The organism is Terrisporobacter petrolearius, assembly GCF_020748185.1.
Lineage (GTDB): Bacteria > Bacillota > Clostridia > Peptostreptococcales > Peptostreptococcaceae > Terrisporobacter > Terrisporobacter petrolearius.
Genome location: NZ_JAHZMO010000005.1, coordinates 61163 through 79178 on the forward strand (window position 1 = coordinate 61163; position 18016 = coordinate 79178).

Sequence of the window (18016 nt, forward strand, 5' to 3'; positions counted from 1 at the left end):
CTCCCCCAAAAAGATAAATACAAAGAACTAAGGTCCTTTGTATTTATGTCAATTTATTTATTGTAAATTATAGATGTGTTAAGTTCTTCTAATCTCTTAGTATTATCTTTTATTGATTCTCTGTTCATAGCTTCTATTCTTAAAGTTTCTTCTATACCACTTTTAATTGTAGTATGCATTTTTTCTAAAGTTTCTATTTGTATAGAACTTGAATTTGCCATTTTAGCTATTTGTATACTTTGTGATGTTACGTTTTGAGCATTTCTTATAAGTAATTCATTTGTTTTATCATCAAGAGCTTGTAAAGATTTTGTTTGTAATTCTTGCTTCTTTAACAAAATTGCTTGAGATAAACATTGTTTAAATACTGGTAAAGTAACGACAAATGCGCTATTTATTTTTCTTATTAAACCGTAGTTATTATGTTGCATTCCTCTAAGCATTGGTATAGTTTGTATAGCTATATTTTCAGCTATTCTTAAATCATAAATTCTTTGATTTAACATGTCGTATACTTTAGTAAGTTCTTGGAAGTTAACCACATCCATTTGATTTCCACTAGTTTCTGCCAAGTTTTTAAAATGAGGTAGAATTTCATTATCCATTTCTTCTATTGCCATTTCACCAGCAACTATGTACTTTTGAAGTTCTTCGTAGAAATTAAAGTTTTCGTTTAACATAGCTCCCAATTGCTTGTTAGATGTTTGTATTTCTCTTTCATATTTTTCTAATTCTATTTGAATTTTTTCAACTTCTCCACCTAAAGTCTCATACTTTTGGAACATAAGCTCTATGGCATTACTAGCTTTTTTAAATATTTTTTGTAGAAATGATGGTTCTTTAGTTTCTTGGAAATCATCTAAATCAAATCTATCCATTATTTTAGCTAACTGTTCTATCATTTTTGAATTTTCTTCGTTCTTATTCATTTTAATAGTGTTTAGTAAACTATTTGATATTCTAGCGATTCCTTCTGCTGCTGGACGCCCAAACTCAAGAATTGTATTTGGATTTTCTACTTCTATAAGAGAAGTTAAAGCTTCCACTTCTCTAGATTGTCTAAGTTCTTGTTTTTTCTTCTTTGTAAATTCTACTATATCAAAGTTTTCCTCTGTACTATTTACTTCTGTATTATTGATAACCTGTGGTGTGTTTTTATTATCCCTAGATAAATTATTAAGATTTATTCCCATTAAAATAATCCCCTTTTGCTAAATAATTTTTTAAATATACTTTTTTCCTCTTCTTCTTTTTCATCTAAATCAAATTGATAAATCATTTTATCCAGCCTGTGAATATCTATTACTTTAGAAGATATTACATTTTCGATGCAGTTATCTCCCCCTGGCGATAACATAATAATATCAAATCCTATTTTTGATAGTAAAAGTAATAAAAATCCAGTTTCCTTATGAAATACTACGGCTTCTTTCATATAAATAACTAACTTTGGATTAATTAAAGCATAATCAAAATTATTTATCATATGTACAAGTTTTTTATCCATATTTAAGACTGTAAATAAACCTTTTATCCTATCTTCTCGATTTAATTCATCAATAAATACATTACTTGCTATAATTTCTTCTACTTTTTCTAAAATCATAGTTTGCTGAGGTTTGCTTAATGTTGATATTGAATAACTTTTTTCTTGTAAAACAGATTTTTTATCGATTATTCCTTTTGAATCAAGTATAAAAGATAAGCTAAAAGCATCATTTGTAAACGGTTTAGCCAGTTGTTCAAATCCATCTTTTAAATCAATGAAATTGACATATTCTCTTGGCCCTTTTAATATTTTTACAAAGTTTCGATATTCATGTCTATCATTGTATACTCCATTTATTTTAGAAAAGAATACAGATACCTCTATGTAATTATTATCAAAATTAAAACTAGGTCTTAGCTTTAAAGGTTGGTTCCAATAAATAGATATTTCCTCCATAGTTGAAGTTAATAAAACGTTTTTTATCTTTCTATCTTGTAGCTGCCACGGCTTAATAAAGCCAGATTCATTTAATAACTCATTACTTATTCTTTGTGATGCCTGCGCACCTATAGTCATTGCTTTTTTTATAGATCCTTTATTCACCTTTTCTCCAAGAGCAACTCTCTCTTCAAAAGCAAGCATATCTTCCACATTTTCTTTTATAATTTCCTCTATTTTATATAGGTTTTTGTTTAAAACTACTATGTTACTTGATGAATTAGGATTTAGATATAATACATCGAAGCCAGCTAAATATAATATTGCTAAGAAGTATGCTTCATGTTTTTTTATTTCTCCATAAAAAATAATTTTTGGTGCATCATCTTTATTTATAGTTAAGGGTTCTACATAAGTTTTTATCCATGACATAACCTTAATAATAAAATTTTCCTTAACTCTCTCATTATTAAATTGCTTTTCTTCTTCTTTTAAAACCATATCAAATGATCTTTTTATATTGTTGTTTATTTTTTCATTTGAAATTATTCTAATGTCCATATGTTCTAAACTATTTCTATAGTTACTTAATTTGTTTTTGAAATAATTTATCATATCAAAATCACTAGGATTTGACAAACTACTACTAAACAAGGCTATATCTTTCCTATTATCAATATTATATTTTGTTTTGAAGATTTCTAAATTATACAAATCTTCATCTTCTAATCCTATATATGAAATAAAATAATTCGTATATCCACTCGTAATTGTATAATTTTCCCTATCTATTTGGCTGGAGAATATTTTTTCAAAGACTTTAGAATCACCCATTTTATCCTCCTCAAATTTAATTATTATTTTTAATTATCCCCATCCTAAAAAAGAATGGGGATATTATTATTTTTAAGCATTTTCAGTTGCTAGTTCTTCACTTTTCTCTGTTTTTGGGTTAAACAATCTTATTACAAATTTCACTATTTCATTAACTACTACTATTGACACAGCAACTAGTATTATTTTTATCCATATTCCAAAACTTAATGATACAGAGTTAAAGAAATCTTGGAATATTTGTACAAAGAAAATTTGTGCTATTCCTGTTACAGATATTATTTGCAGTGCAAGCTTATTCTTTGTGAAGTTTGGTATTATACTATCACTTCCAAACTCCCTACAGTTAAATGCATTAAATAAAGCCAAGAATGCAAATAATGAGAACATTACTGTTTCATTTTCTTCTGGTGTCACATTTAATATATTAAATGTAGATTGTGCAAGTAATAAACCTGTTATAAATAATGCATTTAAAATTATTGCTCTTATCATTGATTTAGATATTATATTAGCATTTCTATTTACTGGTTTTCTATTTAAAACAAAATCTCTTACTGGCTCTAATCCAAGAGCTAATGCTGGAGGTCCATCCATTATTATGTTTACCCACAATAATTGTATAGTTGTAAATGGCATTTCTTGACCTAACACTTGAGATATTATTGCTATTAAGAACGCAACCACGTTTACTGTTAATTGGAATTGAACGAATCTTTGGAAGTTATCGTATATTCCTCTACCCCATTTTATACCTTTAACAATTGTTGAGAAACTATCATCAGTTAATATAATATCTGCAGCACTTTTAGAAACTTCTGTTCCAGATATACCCATTGCTATACCAACATCTGCTTTAGATAAAGCTGGAGCATCATTTATTCCATCTCCTGTAACTGCAACTACTTCGTTATTATATTGTAGCGCTGATACTATTCTCATTTTGCTGTCTGGTTTACTTCTAGCAACTATAGATATTGTTTTTATTTCTTCTCTTAATTCTTCATCACTTAATGTGTCAATATAAGAAGCTTCAACAGCTCTCATATTATTTTTTAATAATCCTAATTCTTCACCAATTGCTTTTGCTGTGATTATGTTGTCACCTGTAAGCATTTTTACAGCAACACCAGCATGATTAGCTACTTTTACTGATTCAACAACATCTGGTCTAAGTGGGTCTCTTATACCTACAAATCCACTAAATACTAGGTTGTTTTCTTCTAAAGATATATCTATTGTTTCATTTTCAAGTGTTAAAGCTACTTCAGCCTCTTCAGCACCTGATGAAATTTGCTTATAAGCAAATCCTAAAGTTCTCATTGATTTAACTTGTAGTTTTTCTATTTCTTTTAATATATCTGTTTTTATTTCTTCAGTTATAGGTATTATGTTTTCACCTTTTTGAACAAAAGTACATAAATCTAATAATACTTCTGGTGCCCCTTTAGTTAACAATAGATAAGAATTTCCATTTGCAACTAATGAGCTCATTCTTTTTGTATCTGAAGTAAATGGTTTTTGAGATGTAACATCTGCATTACTTCTTATTTTTCTATAATCTTTGTCTTTGTTATATAAAAGCAGAGCACATTCTGTTGCACTACCTAAATATTTTACTTCTCCATCACTATGCTCAATATCAGCTGTAGAGTTTATTAAACAGTTTTCTTCAAAGAAACTATTTGTATTTCTATCATTTCCCTCTATATATCTTCCATCTACATATGCTACTTCTACAGTCATTCTATTTTGAGTTAATGTTCCTGTTTTATCTGAACATATTACTGAAACAGAACCTATAGTCTCACAAGCTTCTTTTTTAGTAACTAAAGCATTTATTTTAGCCATTTTTTGCATAGTTATTGCTAATGTCATATTTATCATAGTTGGCAAACCTTCCGGTACTGCTGCAACTATCAAGGCCACACATACTGTAAATGCAGTTTTACCTGGTCCTATTGATTCTAAGAATGGCATAAATCCTGACATATCAAGATTTAATGTATTATTCATAACCATTTTGAAAATCATAAATATAAATAATAAACCTGCTATTCCACTAGAAACTTTGGCAATCATGGCACCAAGATTTCCAAGCTTTAATTGCAGTGGTGTTTCTTCATCTTCATCACTTAGGTTTTGAGCAATTCTACCCATTTCACTATTATCACCAATAGACGTAACTACCATAGTTCCTCTACCATAGGCAACTAGTGTACCACCAAATACCATATTTATTTGTTTCGCAGGTATAGGCTCTTGCTCTATTGTTTGACCTTTTGACTCTATTTTTTCCATTGGTATTGTAATATCTGCATTTTTAGATACGTCATCAGACTCTCCAGTTAACATATCTTCTCTAACTTTTAAGTTTACGGATTCAACCAGTCTTCCATCTGCTGGAACCATGTCTCCTGTTTCAATATAAACTATATCTCCAGGAAGTAATTCATTTTTAGAAATTTGTTGTACTTTTCCGTCTCTAAGTACTTTAACTTCTATATTTTCTGTTAGCTTCGAAAGTGCCTCTGCTGCTTTTTTAGATTTACCTTCTGTAACCATTCCTATTCCTACACCTATAGCTATGGCACATATTATACCTATAGCATCATGCGTTTCACCAACAACTGCACTTATTATTGCTGCTGCAATTAATATTACTATCATTGGTTCACTTAAAGCTTCCTTTAAGTCATCAAAAAAACTACCTTCTTCTTTTGGTGTAAATTCGTTGAAACCATATGTATTTCTCCTAGAATCAATCTCTTTTGACTCTATTCCCGTTTCTACGGTAACCGCTAGTTCTTTTAGTACTTTGTCTTGTTTTTCATTAAAAAATTTCATTTTTTATACCCCATATGCACATTCTACTCTGGCTAAATTCTCTCTTATATCTCTTAAAGATGTATCTCTAGTTCCTTCTCCTATTGCAGAGAATTTCCAAGTATCTTTATATCTATATATTGTTCCTACTATAAGAGCAGTCTTATCACTATAGTCATCTGTTAAATTATATTTTGCTATTTCTTTATTTGTCTCTCTATCTACAACTCTGATAAAGGCATTTTTTATCATACCAAAATGTTGTCTTCTACTTACGCAATCATAAATATTAACTACAAATAAAAGTTTATCAACGTTAGATGGTATTTTATTTAAGTTCACTAAAATTTGTTCATCGTCACCATCCCCATCTCCAGTTAAGTTATCACCTGTATGAACAACAGATTTACAAGCACTTTTTAAATTTCCAAAATAAATTAAGTCTTTACTGCTATTCATTTGTCCTTTTTCATTTAGCATAAACACTGATGCATCACAATCTACATCTGCTGCTCCTGCGCCAAATAAGCTACTTAAGAACCCTCCTCCTTTTTGAGCAACTGGGTCCCATCCAAGCCCAACTAACAAAGAACTAAGCCCTGGATTAGATTTCTTTAAATCTATTTTTTCTCCCTTTTTCAAACTAATTGACATAAGCATTTCCCCCTATTTTATACATTTAATCCATAATTTTTACATAGAGCCTCTAGGCCACCTTCAAATCCTGATCCTACTGCGCTAAATTTCCATTCTCCATTGTATTTGTATAATTCACATGCTACTATGGCAGTTTCTATACTAAACTCTTCTCCAAGATCATATCTTAGTATTTCTTCTTCATTTTCAGAGTTCAAAACTCTTATGTATGAATTACTTACTTGCCCAAAATTTTGTCTTCTTTCTTTAGCTTCATAAATTGTTACGGCAACAGCTATTTTTTGTATATGATTAGGCATTAATTTTAAATCAACTAATATTTCTTCATCATCGCCATCGCCTTCTCCAGTTCTGTTGTCACCTAAATGCTCTACTGCTCCAGATATATGTTTTAAATTATTATAGAATACAAAATCTTCATCTCTTTCTACTCTACCTGATTCTCCTACCATGAATATGCTTACATCTAAATCATAGTCGTAACCACTATCAAAACTATTAATATCCCATCCTAATCCTAATTTAATATTTTTTAATCCTGGATTTCCTTTTGTAAGATTAATTTTTTCTCCCTTTTTTAAAGTTATTCCCATTATATAACCTCCATATTAACTAATACATTTTATATGTCTAATAAATATCTTTCTATAAATTAATACCAAAGTTTTTGCATAAAGCTTCTAAGCCACCTTCAAATCCTGATCCTAGTGCATTAAACTTCCATTCTCCATTATGTCTATATATTTCAGCTACAACTACTGCTGTTTCTATACTAAAATCTTCTCCAAGGTCAAATTTTAATAATTCTTCATTATTATCTTTATTGATAACTCTAATATATGAGTTACTTACTTGACCAAAGTTTTGTCTTCTTTCCATTGCCTCATGAATTGTTACAGTAAAAGCAATTTTATTTATATTTTCTGGAACTAATGATAAGTTTAATAATATTTCTTCATCATCTCCATCGCCTTCACCAGTTCTGTTATCTCCTACATACTCCACTGCTCCTAAAGAATGCTTTGGATTATTATAAAATATAAAATCAGTATCTTGTGTTACTTTGTCATTACTTCCTAATAGAAATGCTGATGCATCTAAATCAAAGTCAAATCCACCATCATATTTATTAGTATCCCATCCCAAACCTACCATAATATTTTTTAGTCCTGGATTTCCTTTTGTTAAGCTAACTTTTTGGCCTTTCGCTAATGTTATTCCCATAATCTCTACCCCTTTCATTTAGTAAGTAATACCAATATTATTATACCATTGGTATTAAGTTATTTGAAATAATTTAGGAATTTTTATCAGTTTTTTCTAAAAAAGTAATAATAAGTGAAAATAAAAATATTTTTACTATTTCTCAACTTTTTTTAATGATTGAGATAAAATATACCCTGAAAGAGCAAAAAGTACTAAAGTTAAACTATTTAATATGGTGAATTTTAAGTATATAAAATAAGAAGAAATTGATATCATAGCAAAAATGAATATTATAATAAATCTATAATTCAGTAACTTCCATTTTCCATCTTTCTTAAATTCATCATAAATATCTTTAAACCCTATCCAAAAACCTAAAATCATATATCCACTAAATTCTACTAACATTATTAAATAGTCATATATAGAATCATAAGAAGTTTGTTTTAAATCAATACAAATTTCACTTAACTCACCCATAGATAATACTATTAGTACTCCTATAAGAAAATATAAAGTATTAATCATCATATTTCTATTTTTCATATTATCCCTCCCATTTAATAAAATTTTATATAGAATATATTTATAAATGTAGCAGAAATATATATTATATGCATTCATATTTTATTTAATTTAATGTTTAAAACCATAATTGGGTATAAAATTTTATATCTATTATATAAACTTTAGGAGGGTAATTTTGTGTTCACTAAATTAATAAGCAAATATAAGAAATTTAAAATAATAAATTATAAGAAACCTAAAAAGATTTGTTCCTGTTATAATATTTCTAATCATGACATTACGGATGCTATAAATAATGGCTGCCGTGGAATAAATGATATTAGAAAAACTACAAAAGCTGGAACTGCTTGTGGAAAATGTAACGCCTCACTTGAGTATGAAGTTTATAAAGCATTAAAAAAGTAAGTCTCTTATTAAAGAGACTTACTTTTTATATTTTATCAAAATCAGAAAATTAATTTGCTTGATCTAAATTGTTTACTTCTTCTGTTGATTGATCTTCTTTTAATATTAATTTTCTATTCCATAACATGATTCCAACTGTTGAAGCTATTAATGCTCCTATTCCTATTGTCTTATACTCAGTTAACTTAACTATTAACCATGGTAGCGGACTTGAACCGTAGTCAATACTTGATATCATTGTAGCTCCATTTGGTATAGCAAACTTAGCTGCTAATGCTGCTTCTGTAAATAACGGAGACATACTTGTTCCTATTAGTAGCCCTGCTCCTATAACTATAATTCCTACTATAAATGCTCTGAAGAAATCGCCTCTTACAAGTGGAGTAATTAAGACAAACATAAAAGGTAATCCAGCTAATGATGCAAATGGTAAGAATTGATTTCCTGGTATTATTAATGCTAATATTAATGTTACTGGTACTAAAACTAGTGAAACTGCTAGTGTAACTGGATGACCAACACTTACAGCTGAATCTAATCCTATGTAAAGCTTAGCTTTTCCTTCAAATTTACGTTGTATTAAAGATTGTACTGCTTCAGATACCGGCATTAAACCTTCCATTAGTACTGCTGCCATTTTTGGAGTAAGTACAAGTACAGCACCCATTACTACTGCTAAATTTAAAGTACCTTTTACATCATATTTTGCAAGTAATCCAAGAATTACACCTATGGATGTACCTAATATTGCTGGATCTCCAAATACACCAAATTTCTTTTGTATATCATTTGCATCCAACTTTATTTTATTTATTCCTGGTATAAAATCTAATATTTTATTTGCTATCCATGCTATTGGTACATAAGATGCTGAGAATCCATGAGGAATTGATATTCCAGGAAGTCCTAATTCCTTTTCTACCAATGGAGCAGTTCTATCTGCAAGAACCATTGTGACTATCATATTTACTGCTGACATTACTAAAGCTATTGGTAAGCTTCCTGTTAGCATATAAACTAAAGAACCTGTAAAAGCAAAATGCCAGAAATTCCATATATCTATATTTACTGTTCTAGTCGTTCTTGTAAGTAACATTACAACATTTATTATTATTCCTAAAGGTATTATCAAAACACCAACTGTTGAACCAAATGCTATTGCTGAAGCTGCTGGCCAACCAACATCAAGTACATTTAGGTTTAATCCAAAGTTTTTAACCATTGCCTCTGCTGCTGGTCCTAAATTTTCTGTAAGTATTGTTATTATTGCGTTTAATCCTATAAATCCTATTCCTATTAAAAGTCCTGATTTTATAGCATTTGCTAATTTTACGCCTAAACATACTGCAAATACTGCAAATATTATTGGCATCATTACTGAAGGACCTAAGTCAACTAACTTTTGTAATATATCCATTATTACTCTTCCCCCTATTTATTGTGATTTATAATATTTTATTATTTAAAACGTCTACTATTACTGATGGGTCTTGCTCCTTATATAAACCCTCTAAAAATTCAGTTTCTCCAAATAACTCCATTAATTTTGATAAAAGGCTTACTTGCTCTTCTTTTTGAGTAACTAATAATACAAATGCCATATTTACATTAATATCATTATTAGTACACATTTCTTTAAATTCACATTCATCTTTTAATCTTACAAATGCTACTCCTGGCTTATTTACATGTTCTGAATCTGTATGAGGTATAGCTAAGTTATACTTTTCAGTTCCTATAGCCGTTGGATATTGTTCTTCTCTTTTTATAATTGCATCCTTAAAAGACTCTTTCACATATCCTTTTTCAAATAGTTTGTCTGCTATAGACTTTAAAAATTCATCACTAGTTTTATATTCTACATCTAAAAATACTAGGTCATTACTTAACATTTATTCCACCTACATTCCTAGTTTTGCAACTATATCATCCATTAATTTATCTACTCCCAATCCTGTTATAAAAGCTAATCCTGATACAACTGGTATATCTACACTTTGGTTAAATTGAGCTGTAGTAACAATCATATCATGTCCTGACACTTTTCCTGGTAATTCTGCTACTGTACATTGAGTAAATGAAACTTGTCCTTCTAAGCCTCTTTTTTTAAATCCAGCTTTTAGTTTTTGTATTGCTACTGTTGATGTTGCTATCCCTGCTCCACATGCTACTACTATTTTTTTCATAATCCTTTTCTCCCTTTATTAATATAATTTCTTAATATAATTTAAATCTTTTTTATTAATTATTTTTTCTACTTTATACATTTCATCAACTTGGTTATATATGTCCAAAAATAAGTTTTCATGTTCTAAAAATACCTCTTTATTTATGGCTATCATCATTACTAGTTGAACTTCTGAGTACACCCATTTTATTGGTTCTTCCAAAATCGCCACATAAATTCCAGGTTTTTTTACTTCTCCAACTAATGCATGAGGAATGGCAACCATGTTTCCTATTTCTGTTGATGAAAGTTGTTCTCTTTCCATAAAGGAATTTTTCATTACTTCGTCTATATATCCTAATTCATACATTTTATTTGACATGTATTCTACCACCTCTAAATAATTATCCTTCTTTAAGTTTGGTAAGAATATTTCATCTTTAAAGTATGATTTTATATCTAGCTTGTAATTTTCATTTCCTTTACTTATAAAATGATTTATTTTATTCATATCTGTATCACTTAAAATAGGTGATACATTTATAATAGGTAAGTTTTTGTACTGTAGGTTAATAGTTGAAATTATTAAGTCAATATCTTTAAAATCTAACTCCTCCAATTTATAAGATGGATATACTCCACAAATCTGAATTTTAGATCCAAATCTATTTGATAATTTACTTCTTAGAAGTATGGATGTTCCCATACCAGATGCACATATAACAATCACTCGAAGTCTATCTTTTCTTCCTTTTATGTTCATCCTTTCTAGGGCTCCACCAAAATGTAGTGCCAAAAATCCAACTTCATTCTCATCTACTTCCACATTCATATCTTCTTCTATGGCTCTAGCCAAGAAGTTTGATAACTCGTAAGCTAATACATAGTTTTTCTTTATTTGATCCAGCAAATTATTTCTTATTTTCATTTTATATTGTATTCTGTGAAGAACACTTTTTAAATGAACAAGAAGACCATTTTCTAGAATTTCATCATGAGTAAAATCTATACCTATTTGCAAATAAATCTCTTTTAAAGACTTTCTTATAGTTTTCAGATTGTCACTATCTTCTTCATCTATAAAATAGTTATCATCTTTAAACAATCTGTTTTGAGATTTTAAATGCTGGTATATATACACAACCTCTGCTGTTGGAAATTCAATTTTCGTAAGCTTACATATTTGTCTACAAAGATTTAATGATGCTTCATATTCAATCTCATCTGATGGTATATGCTTTACTTTTTCTTCATTGATAATCTTGTCATTTTTTATTCTTGTAATAGTAATCACTATGTGATTGAATAAATTATCAAACCCTAAATCAGTAATATTTAAGTCGTATTTATTTATTACATCAATTATTATAGATTTAATACTCTCTGAAGACTTTGTGTCTATCATTTCTAAAATAGTTTCTGATTTTTCTTGGCCTATTTTATGCACAATATAATCAGATAAAAAATATCTAAACTTAGCTTCATCACCACTAATATAAACACCTGAGTTTCCTTTGCGAGATAATTTTAAGTCATAATTATGTAATATACTTTTTACTACCTTCAGATCATTTTTTAATGTAGATAAACTTATAAATAACTCATCACATAACTCATCTTGTTTAATGGATTCTGTCTCACTATCCACATATAGAAATGCTAGTTTTCTAATTAGCCACTCTACTCTGTTTTCTTCTAAAGTATATACACAGTTGCAATCGATTTCTCCAACTATACTTTTTAACATTTTATAGTCATCATAATTGTCATATTTTATTTTATATCCATGACTTCTCTTAGAAATTATTTCACAGTTATATGATTTCAAAAACTCATTTATATCCTTTATGTCCCTTTGTACTGTTTTTACAGATATTTGATTTATTTTTGCCAAATCATTTCCACTTATATAACCATCAGTACTTATAATTGCATTTATTATCCCTCTTTGTCTACTTGTTGCTTTTATCATTTTTATCTCCCTCATATTTATATAGTATCAATAAGTATTTTTTTTAAATAGTCTTTATATTTCTCTTATAAAAGGACATTTGTCGTCTCACTTGGCAAAATAATGTCCTTTATAATTTTACTACTTTTATACATGTAATTAATAGAGTAGAAATTGATTTTTATAATTTACAAAGTCAGTATTAATACCTGTATCATTTGGCATATTACATTATTTATCACTTATACCAAATGATACTACGTCAAAATATAAGCAACATATGATAATATATTTCTTAAATCTTTATGGGGGTATTATGTATGAAAAGGATAAAAAAATAATAATAGCCCTTTTGCTTATCTTCTCGATTGGAGGCATAGGGGTTAGTTCTTTGGTAGGAATATTCTTTTATAATTTAGCAGTAAATGCAAATTATTCAAAAGAAATAGTATATGCAGATCATAATGGTGACAAATTGCGAGATGATGAAAAATGGCTTGAAAAAGAATCAAATTATACTGAAAGTTATATTGAATCTAATGATAATTTAAATTTGCATTCTTATGTGATAAATCAAAATAATAATACCAATAAATGGGCAATTGTTGTTCATGGTTACGGTGGCAGTGGTAAGTTAATGAGTTCTAAAGCAAAATATTTTTATGAAATGGGATATAATGTATTAATTCCAGATTTAAGAGGTCATGGAAAAAGTGAAGGTGAATATATTGGTATGGGATGGAAAGATAGACTAGATATAATAAGTTGGATTAACTTTATAGTTAAAAATAATTCAACTTCTAAAATAGTTCTTCACGGTACTTCCATGGGTGCTGCCACGGTCTTAATGGCTTCAGGAGAAGATTTACCTTCTAATGTGAAAGCTATTGTAGCTGATTGTGCTTATACATCCGCTTGGGATGAATTTAGTTATCAATTAGAAACTTATTTAAAGGTACCAGCTTCTTATGTCCTAAATGTTACTAATATTGTTACTAAGTTAAAAGCTGGATACTCTTTTAAAGAAGCTTCTGCAATAAATGCAGTAAAAAAATCTACCGTACCTATTCTTTATATTCATGGTGATAGTGATAAGTTCGTTCCTTATTCTATGATGGACAAGTTATATAATGCCACTAAATCTCCAAAGGAAAAATTAACTGTTGAAGGTGCTGAACATTCAAATTCAGATTTAATTTCACCTTACCTTTATTGGCTTACAATAAATGATTTTGTAGAAAAATATATTCCTTAATTTTAATTTTAATTATATTTTTCATGAATTAACTAAATTATAAATTCTATATATTAAAAAATAAGCCTCTAATTAAAGAGGCTTATTCCTAAAATTCAAATTTAATTCACGTATAAAATACTATATAGCTCTAGTGTACCCTTTTAACCATTCAGCTTCTTCAGTAGTTAAGAATGGGCTAACTGTATCAAATACCATTTTGTGATATTCATTTAAGTATGCTTTGTCATCTTCTTTCATAAGATCAGCATCTATAGCATCTAAATCTATTGGCGCTATTGTTATTGGTTCAAATTCCATAAATTGACCATATTCGTTTTTAATACCTTTTTTACAAAGCATTTCATTTTCTAATCTTATTCCATGAGAACCAGCTTTGTAGAATCCAGGCTCATTAGTAGTTATCATGCCTTCTTCTAATGTAGCTAAGTTTCTGTTGTCCCATCTGAAACCATTTGGAGCTTCATGAACATTTAGTACATGACCTATACCATGTCCCGTTCCGTGGTTGTAGTTAAGATTTTGTTCCCACATGATTCCTCTAGCTAATATATCTAAATAGTATCCATTTGCACCATATAAGAATTTAGCTCCAGATAATCTTATCATTGCTCTAGCAACTGATGTAAAGTTAGATTTTTCTTCTTCTGTAAGTTCTCCTAAAGCAAAAGTTCTAGTTATATCAGTTGTACCATCGAAGTATTGTCCACCTGAATCTAATAAGAATAATCCTTTTGGCTCTAAAGTAGTATTACTTTCCTCAGTAGCACTGTAGTGAACTATTGCCCCATTAGCACCGTACCCAGCTATAGAAGCGAAACTTGGTTCTATAAACTGTCCTTGTTCTTTTCTAAGTTCAGTCAATTTATCTGCTGCACTTATTTCAGTTATTTCTATTTTTCCTATGTTATTTTTTAACCAGTACATAAACTTAGTTACAGCAACACCATCTCTTATATGAGCTTTTTTAGTGTTTTCTATTTCTACAGGATTTTTTTGTGCTTTAAATATAGTTGAAGGATTCATAGCATTAACTACTTTTACACCTTCAGGTATATTTTTTAATATTGTGTAATTTATTTTGTTGCAATCAACTAAAACTACATCTTCTTTTTCTATAGTTTTAACAAACTCATCTATTTCAAAGTATCCTTTTATTTCAACTACTTCTTCACCAAAACTTGCTTTTATTTCTTGATTTAATTTATTTTCATCAACAAATAATACAGCTTTGTCTAAAGTAACTACTGCATAAGAAAGTACAACTGGATTGTATTTAACATCTCCACCTCTTATATTGAATAACCAAGCTATGTCATCTAAGCTTGTTAATATGTGAGTTGTTGCTCCTGCATCTTGCATAGCTTTTCTAACTCTAGCTACTTTACTTGTAAAGTCTTCACCACTGTATTTAACATCTAATAAAAATGCTTTTGCATCAGATAAAGCTGGTCTATCTTCCCATACTTCATCTAATAAGTCACCTTCATAAGATATAGTTATATTTTTTTTAGTTAAACTAGCTTCTAATCCAGCTCCCATAGCTGCACTTATAGCTCTTCCGTCAAATCCTATTTTAGAACCTTCTGGAACTTCATTTTCTATGTATTCAAAAGTTGTAGGAACGTTTTCTTCTCCCATTTTATAAAGTTCAGCACAAGAAGTTGATAATTCCTTTTCAGCTTGTAAGAAATATCTCCCGTCTGTCCAAAGTATAGCCTTCTCTGGAGTTATTACTACAGTACCAGCTGAACCAGTAAATCCTGATATAAATTGTCTTCCTTTGAAGAATTCCCCAACATACTCACTTTGATGATAATCTGCTGATGGAATTATGTAAGCAAATATGCCTTTTTCTTTCATAACACTTCTTAATTTTGAAATTCTGTCATTAATCATATTAAACCACCTTTATTATTTTAAATCATTTAGCTTCTTATTAAGTTTGCCATAGATTTTTTTCATATAAGGCTCATTACTAGCTTCAACTGCTTCATCTAAGTCAAACCATTTGACTCCACTATTTTCATCGGCTTTAATGTGTGTCATTTCATTTTCATCAGCACAAAGTAAATAAGTAACATTTAGATGCATGTGAGATGCCACATATTTACCTTTTTTCATATGACCATCTACTCCAAGAACTTCTAAAGAAAAAATTTCCTCAGATAAAGGTGTTACATTTTTTAGCCCAGTTTCCTCTTTTGCTTCCTTCAACGAAACATAAAGTAAGTCACTATCACCATCAGCATGTCCACCAGTCCATGACCATGAGTCATAAATGTTATGATAAATCATCAGTACTTTTGTTTTATCTTTATTTACTATCCAACAAGATGAAGTAAAATGACCTATCTCATTATTTCTAGTAAGCACATCATCAAAAGTGTTAATGTATTTTATCATTATTTCCTTGTCTTTTTCTTCTGCACAGTTGAATGGTAGATAATTTTCTATTTTTCTTATTAAATCCATGTTTACCTCCCCATTAATAATGATCCTCTTTCAAATTCTATAATATTATTTATTAATAATCAACAGTGTAATTATATTAAAATAATATTTTTATTTTAACCTTGTTATTTTAACTTTTTATTAAGATATTCTGTAGCTTTTACTACAATTAAAACTTATTATCCTGTTTTATATGCTAACCTTATTTACTAATTAATTTATTTAATATTAAAAGCGTCTACACTAATTATTCTGTAGACGCTTTTCTTTATATATTTTTCTAAATGGCATTATATATTTCTTCCTTTGTAATTTCCTTACTTGTAAATACATTTTTAATCTCAATTGGTGAATTTCCAAGTACATAGATTTTATCTGACAATAAAATTGCTTCTTCTATATCATGAGTTACAAATAATACTGTTCTTTCTTCTCTTTCTAATATTTGTTTAAAATTATTCATTATTATTTCTTTATTAATAACATCAATAGATTTAAATGGCTCATCCATTATAATGATTTTGGATGGGTAAATAAAAGCTCTTGCAATATTCACCCTTTGTCTAAGCCCTCCACTTAACATTTGAGGATAGTAATTTTTATATTCTTTTATTCCTACTAAATCCAAATATTTATCACATAGTTCTTCAGATGTTTTTTTATTATAAAGTTTTTTTACTACAAGAACAATATTCTCACTTACTGTTAACCAGTCAATTAACCTGTCATCTTGAAATATATAACTTACTCCATACTTTTCTATTGTTTCAAAACCCTCTTTATCATTAGGAATTATTCCACTAATTATATTTAATAATGTACTTTTTCCACATCCTGATTTTCCAATAATACAATTGACTTTATTTTTATAAAAATCTATACTAAAATCTTTAAATACAAGTTTCTCATTAAATTTTTTATTTATATTTTTAACGGATATCATTTCTTCTTTATTTATCGTCTCCATGCAAAAGCTCTCCTTAGAAATAAATTTTCAATAAGGTTTAATAAGGATGAGATTATTACAATGATTATTATCCAAGCAAAAATAGCAGTGGTATTAAAGTTTACTTTTTCACTTTGAATCATTGCTCCTATCCCATATAAAGGTTGTCCATAAACTTCTCCTGCTATTACAATTTTAAATCCAAGAGAAATAGTCGATGATAAAATTGATATTAGGGAAAACTTTATTGCTGGCAAGTATATTTTTAGTATTTTATCTTTTCTACTAATTTTATATAAGTCAGACATTTCTAAAATTCCCTTGTCTATATTTTTCATAGCTCCTAAAACTGCATCGTATAAAACTGGAAATACCATAATGAATACAACAATATATGGAGCACTTTCTTTATTAAACCAGATTAATGTTAAAACTATTAAAACCATGTTAGGTATAGAGCTGGCTAGAGATGTTATTGGTGTTAAAAAATTTTTAAATATATTTAAGCTATAAGAAATTATTCCTAAGACAAATGCTACAACTAATGCCATGACAAAACTTAATATGCACCTTGTTATAGTTGAAAATACATCTAAAATAAATCTATCTTCTAATACAATCTCTTTTATACTTGTAAAAACTTGCCCCAATGTAGGTAAGTATATATCATTATTTATTTTAAGAGCTATTATCTGCCATAAAAATAACAAGATAACACAAGAAAGAACTACCTGTATTTTATCTTTATCTTTAAATGATTTTATTTTATTATTTGTGGTAAACTGACTCATCTAGAACTGCTCCCCCTACATATTTATGGTAAAAGTATAACCCTTCAAAAAGGTTTAAAACCTTATTTT

General features: G+C 28.5%; 17 protein-coding genes. 2 read left to right on the forward strand and 15 right to left on the reverse strand.

Annotation, left to right across the window (positions count from 1 at the left end; all coding sequences use genetic code 11):
• Positions 1–53 precede the first annotated feature (53 nt).
• The 7 genes from K0040_RS04735 to K0040_RS04765 form a co-directional block, all read right to left on the reverse strand.
• Positions 54–1193, reverse strand: coding sequence for a toxic anion resistance protein (locus tag K0040_RS04735; protein ID WP_228107794.1), 1140 nt, complete (start codon positions 1191–1193; stop codon positions 54–56).
• Positions 1193–2761, reverse strand: a complete 1569-nt coding sequence (locus tag K0040_RS04740; protein ID WP_228107795.1) for a YceG family protein — start codon at positions 2759–2761, stop codon at positions 1193–1195. The genes K0040_RS04735 and K0040_RS04740 overlap by 1 nt, the downstream gene beginning before the upstream one ends.
• A gap of 72 nt (positions 2762–2833) precedes the next feature.
• Complete coding sequence (locus K0040_RS04745) at positions 2834–5608, reverse strand: calcium-translocating P-type ATPase, PMCA-type (RefSeq protein ID WP_228107796.1); 2775 nt, start codon at positions 5606–5608, stop codon at positions 2834–2836.
• Positions 5609–5611: 3 nt separating this feature from the next.
• Complete coding sequence (locus tag K0040_RS04750) at positions 5612–6241, reverse strand: TerD family protein (protein ID WP_228107797.1); 630 nt, start codon at positions 6239–6241, stop codon at positions 5612–5614.
• 17 nt (positions 6242–6258) lie between these two features.
• Entirely contained in the window at positions 6259–6837 is a 579-nt protein-coding gene (locus K0040_RS04755) for a TerD family protein (RefSeq protein WP_074920113.1), read from the reverse strand.
• 52 nt (positions 6838–6889) lie between these two features.
• Positions 6890–7468: a TerD family protein gene (locus K0040_RS04760; protein WP_074920112.1), complete on the reverse strand. Its 579-nt coding sequence runs from the start codon at positions 7466–7468 to the stop codon at positions 6890–6892.
• Between the two features lie 135 nt (positions 7469–7603).
• Positions 7604–7996, reverse strand: coding sequence for a hypothetical protein (locus K0040_RS04765; protein ID WP_228107798.1), 393 nt, complete (start codon positions 7994–7996; stop codon positions 7604–7606).
• A gap of 159 nt (positions 7997–8155) precedes the next feature.
• Here K0040_RS04765 and K0040_RS04770 point away from each other — a divergent pair, with 159 nt between their 5' ends.
• Positions 8156–8383, forward strand: coding sequence for a (2Fe-2S)-binding protein (locus K0040_RS04770; protein ID WP_228107799.1), 228 nt, complete (start codon positions 8156–8158; stop codon positions 8381–8383).
• Positions 8384–8432: 49 nt separating this feature from the next.
• On the opposite strand, the gene K0040_RS04775 is transcribed toward K0040_RS04770, so the two are convergent.
• Genes K0040_RS04775 through K0040_RS04790 form a run of 4 tightly spaced genes read right to left on the reverse strand, consistent with a single transcriptional unit; the run spans position 8433 to position 12522 of the window.
• Complete coding sequence (locus tag K0040_RS04775; RefSeq protein WP_228107800.1) at positions 8433–9800, reverse strand: PTS galactitol transporter subunit IIC; 1368 nt, start codon at positions 9798–9800, stop codon at positions 8433–8435.
• Positions 9801–9828: 28 nt separating this feature from the next.
• Entirely contained in the window at positions 9829–10275 is a 447-nt protein-coding gene (locus K0040_RS04780; protein ID WP_228107801.1) for a PTS sugar transporter subunit IIA, read from the reverse strand.
• Between the two features lie 9 nt (positions 10276–10284).
• Positions 10285–10569, reverse strand: coding sequence for a PTS sugar transporter subunit IIB (locus K0040_RS04785; RefSeq protein WP_228107802.1), 285 nt, complete (start codon positions 10567–10569; stop codon positions 10285–10287).
• A gap of 18 nt (positions 10570–10587) precedes the next feature.
• Positions 10588–12522 (reverse strand): BglG family transcription antiterminator, encoded by a 1935-nt coding sequence (locus K0040_RS04790; RefSeq protein WP_228107803.1) that lies wholly within the window; start codon positions 12520–12522, stop codon positions 10588–10590.
• Positions 12523–12817: 295 nt separating this feature from the next.
• On the opposite strand from K0040_RS04790, the gene K0040_RS04795 reads away from it, so the two are divergent.
• Positions 12818–13756, forward strand: coding sequence for an alpha/beta hydrolase (locus K0040_RS04795; RefSeq protein ID WP_228107804.1), 939 nt, complete (start codon positions 12818–12820; stop codon positions 13754–13756).
• 120 nt (positions 13757–13876) lie between these two features.
• On the opposite strand, the gene K0040_RS04800 is transcribed toward K0040_RS04795, so the two are convergent.
• From K0040_RS04800 to K0040_RS04815, 4 genes are all read right to left on the reverse strand, one after another.
• On the reverse strand, positions 13877–15655 hold the full coding sequence (locus tag K0040_RS04800) for an aminopeptidase P family protein (RefSeq protein WP_228107805.1): 1779 nt from the start codon (positions 15653–15655) through the stop codon (positions 13877–13879).
• Between the two features lie 15 nt (positions 15656–15670).
• A complete protein-coding gene (locus tag K0040_RS04805; protein WP_228107806.1) occupies positions 15671–16231 on the reverse strand; it encodes an NUDIX hydrolase in 561 nt (186 codons plus the stop codon).
• Positions 16232–16490: 259 nt separating this feature from the next.
• Positions 16491–17177 carry an ABC transporter ATP-binding protein gene (locus K0040_RS04810; RefSeq protein ID WP_228107807.1) on the reverse strand — a complete coding sequence of 229 codons (687 nt, stop codon included), beginning with the start codon at positions 17175–17177 and terminating at the stop codon, positions 16491–16493.
• Entirely contained in the window at positions 17165–17947 is a 783-nt protein-coding gene (locus K0040_RS04815; RefSeq protein WP_228107808.1) for an ABC transporter permease, read from the reverse strand. Before K0040_RS04815 ends, K0040_RS04810 begins: the two co-directional genes overlap by 13 nt.
• Positions 17948–18016 lie beyond the last annotated feature (69 nt).

Excerpts from the sequence above, each read along its gene's own strand:
- K0040_RS04735 (WP_228107794.1), bottom strand. The coding sequence starts at position 1,193 with ATGGGAATAAATCTTAATAATTTATCTAGGGATAATAAAAACACACCA.
- K0040_RS04740 (WP_228107795.1), bottom strand. The coding sequence starts at position 2,761 with ATGGGTGATTCTAAAGTCTTTGAAAAAATATTCTCCAGCCAAATAGAT.
- K0040_RS04745 (WP_228107796.1), bottom strand. The coding sequence starts at position 5,608 with ATGAAATTTTTTAATGAAAAACAAGACAAAGTACTAAAAGAACTAGCG.
- K0040_RS04750 (WP_228107797.1), bottom strand. The coding sequence starts at position 6,241 with ATGTCAATTAGTTTGAAAAAGGGAGAAAAAATAGATTTAAAGAAATCT.
- K0040_RS04755 (WP_074920113.1), bottom strand. The coding sequence starts at position 6,837 with ATGGGAATAACTTTAAAAAAGGGAGAAAAAATTAATCTTACAAAAGGA.
- K0040_RS04760 (WP_074920112.1), bottom strand. The coding sequence starts at position 7,468 with ATGGGAATAACATTAGCGAAAGGCCAAAAAGTTAGCTTAACAAAAGGA.
- K0040_RS04765 (WP_228107798.1), bottom strand. The coding sequence starts at position 7,996 with ATGAAAAATAGAAATATGATGATTAATACTTTATATTTTCTTATAGGA.
- K0040_RS04775 (WP_228107800.1), bottom strand. The coding sequence starts at position 9,800 with ATGGATATATTACAAAAGTTAGTTGACTTAGGTCCTTCAGTAATGATG.
- K0040_RS04780 (WP_228107801.1), bottom strand. The coding sequence starts at position 10,275 with ATGTTAAGTAATGACCTAGTATTTTTAGATGTAGAATATAAAACTAGT.
- K0040_RS04785 (WP_228107802.1), bottom strand. The coding sequence starts at position 10,569 with ATGAAAAAAATAGTAGTAGCATGTGGAGCAGGGATAGCAACATCAACA.
- K0040_RS04790 (WP_228107803.1), bottom strand. The coding sequence starts at position 12,522 with ATGATAAAAGCAACAAGTAGACAAAGAGGGATAATAAATGCAATTATA.
- K0040_RS04795 (WP_228107804.1), top strand. The coding sequence starts at position 12,818 with ATGTATGAAAAGGATAAAAAAATAATAATAGCCCTTTTGCTTATCTTC.
- K0040_RS04800 (WP_228107805.1), bottom strand. The coding sequence starts at position 15,655 with ATGATTAATGACAGAATTTCAAAATTAAGAAGTGTTATGAAAGAAAAA.
- K0040_RS04805 (WP_228107806.1), bottom strand. The coding sequence starts at position 16,231 with ATGGATTTAATAAGAAAAATAGAAAATTATCTACCATTCAACTGTGCA.
- K0040_RS04810 (WP_228107807.1), bottom strand. The coding sequence starts at position 17,177 with ATGGAGACGATAAATAAAGAAGAAATGATATCCGTTAAAAATATAAAT.
- K0040_RS04815 (WP_228107808.1), bottom strand. The coding sequence starts at position 17,947 with ATGAGTCAGTTTACCACAAATAATAAAATAAAATCATTTAAAGATAAA.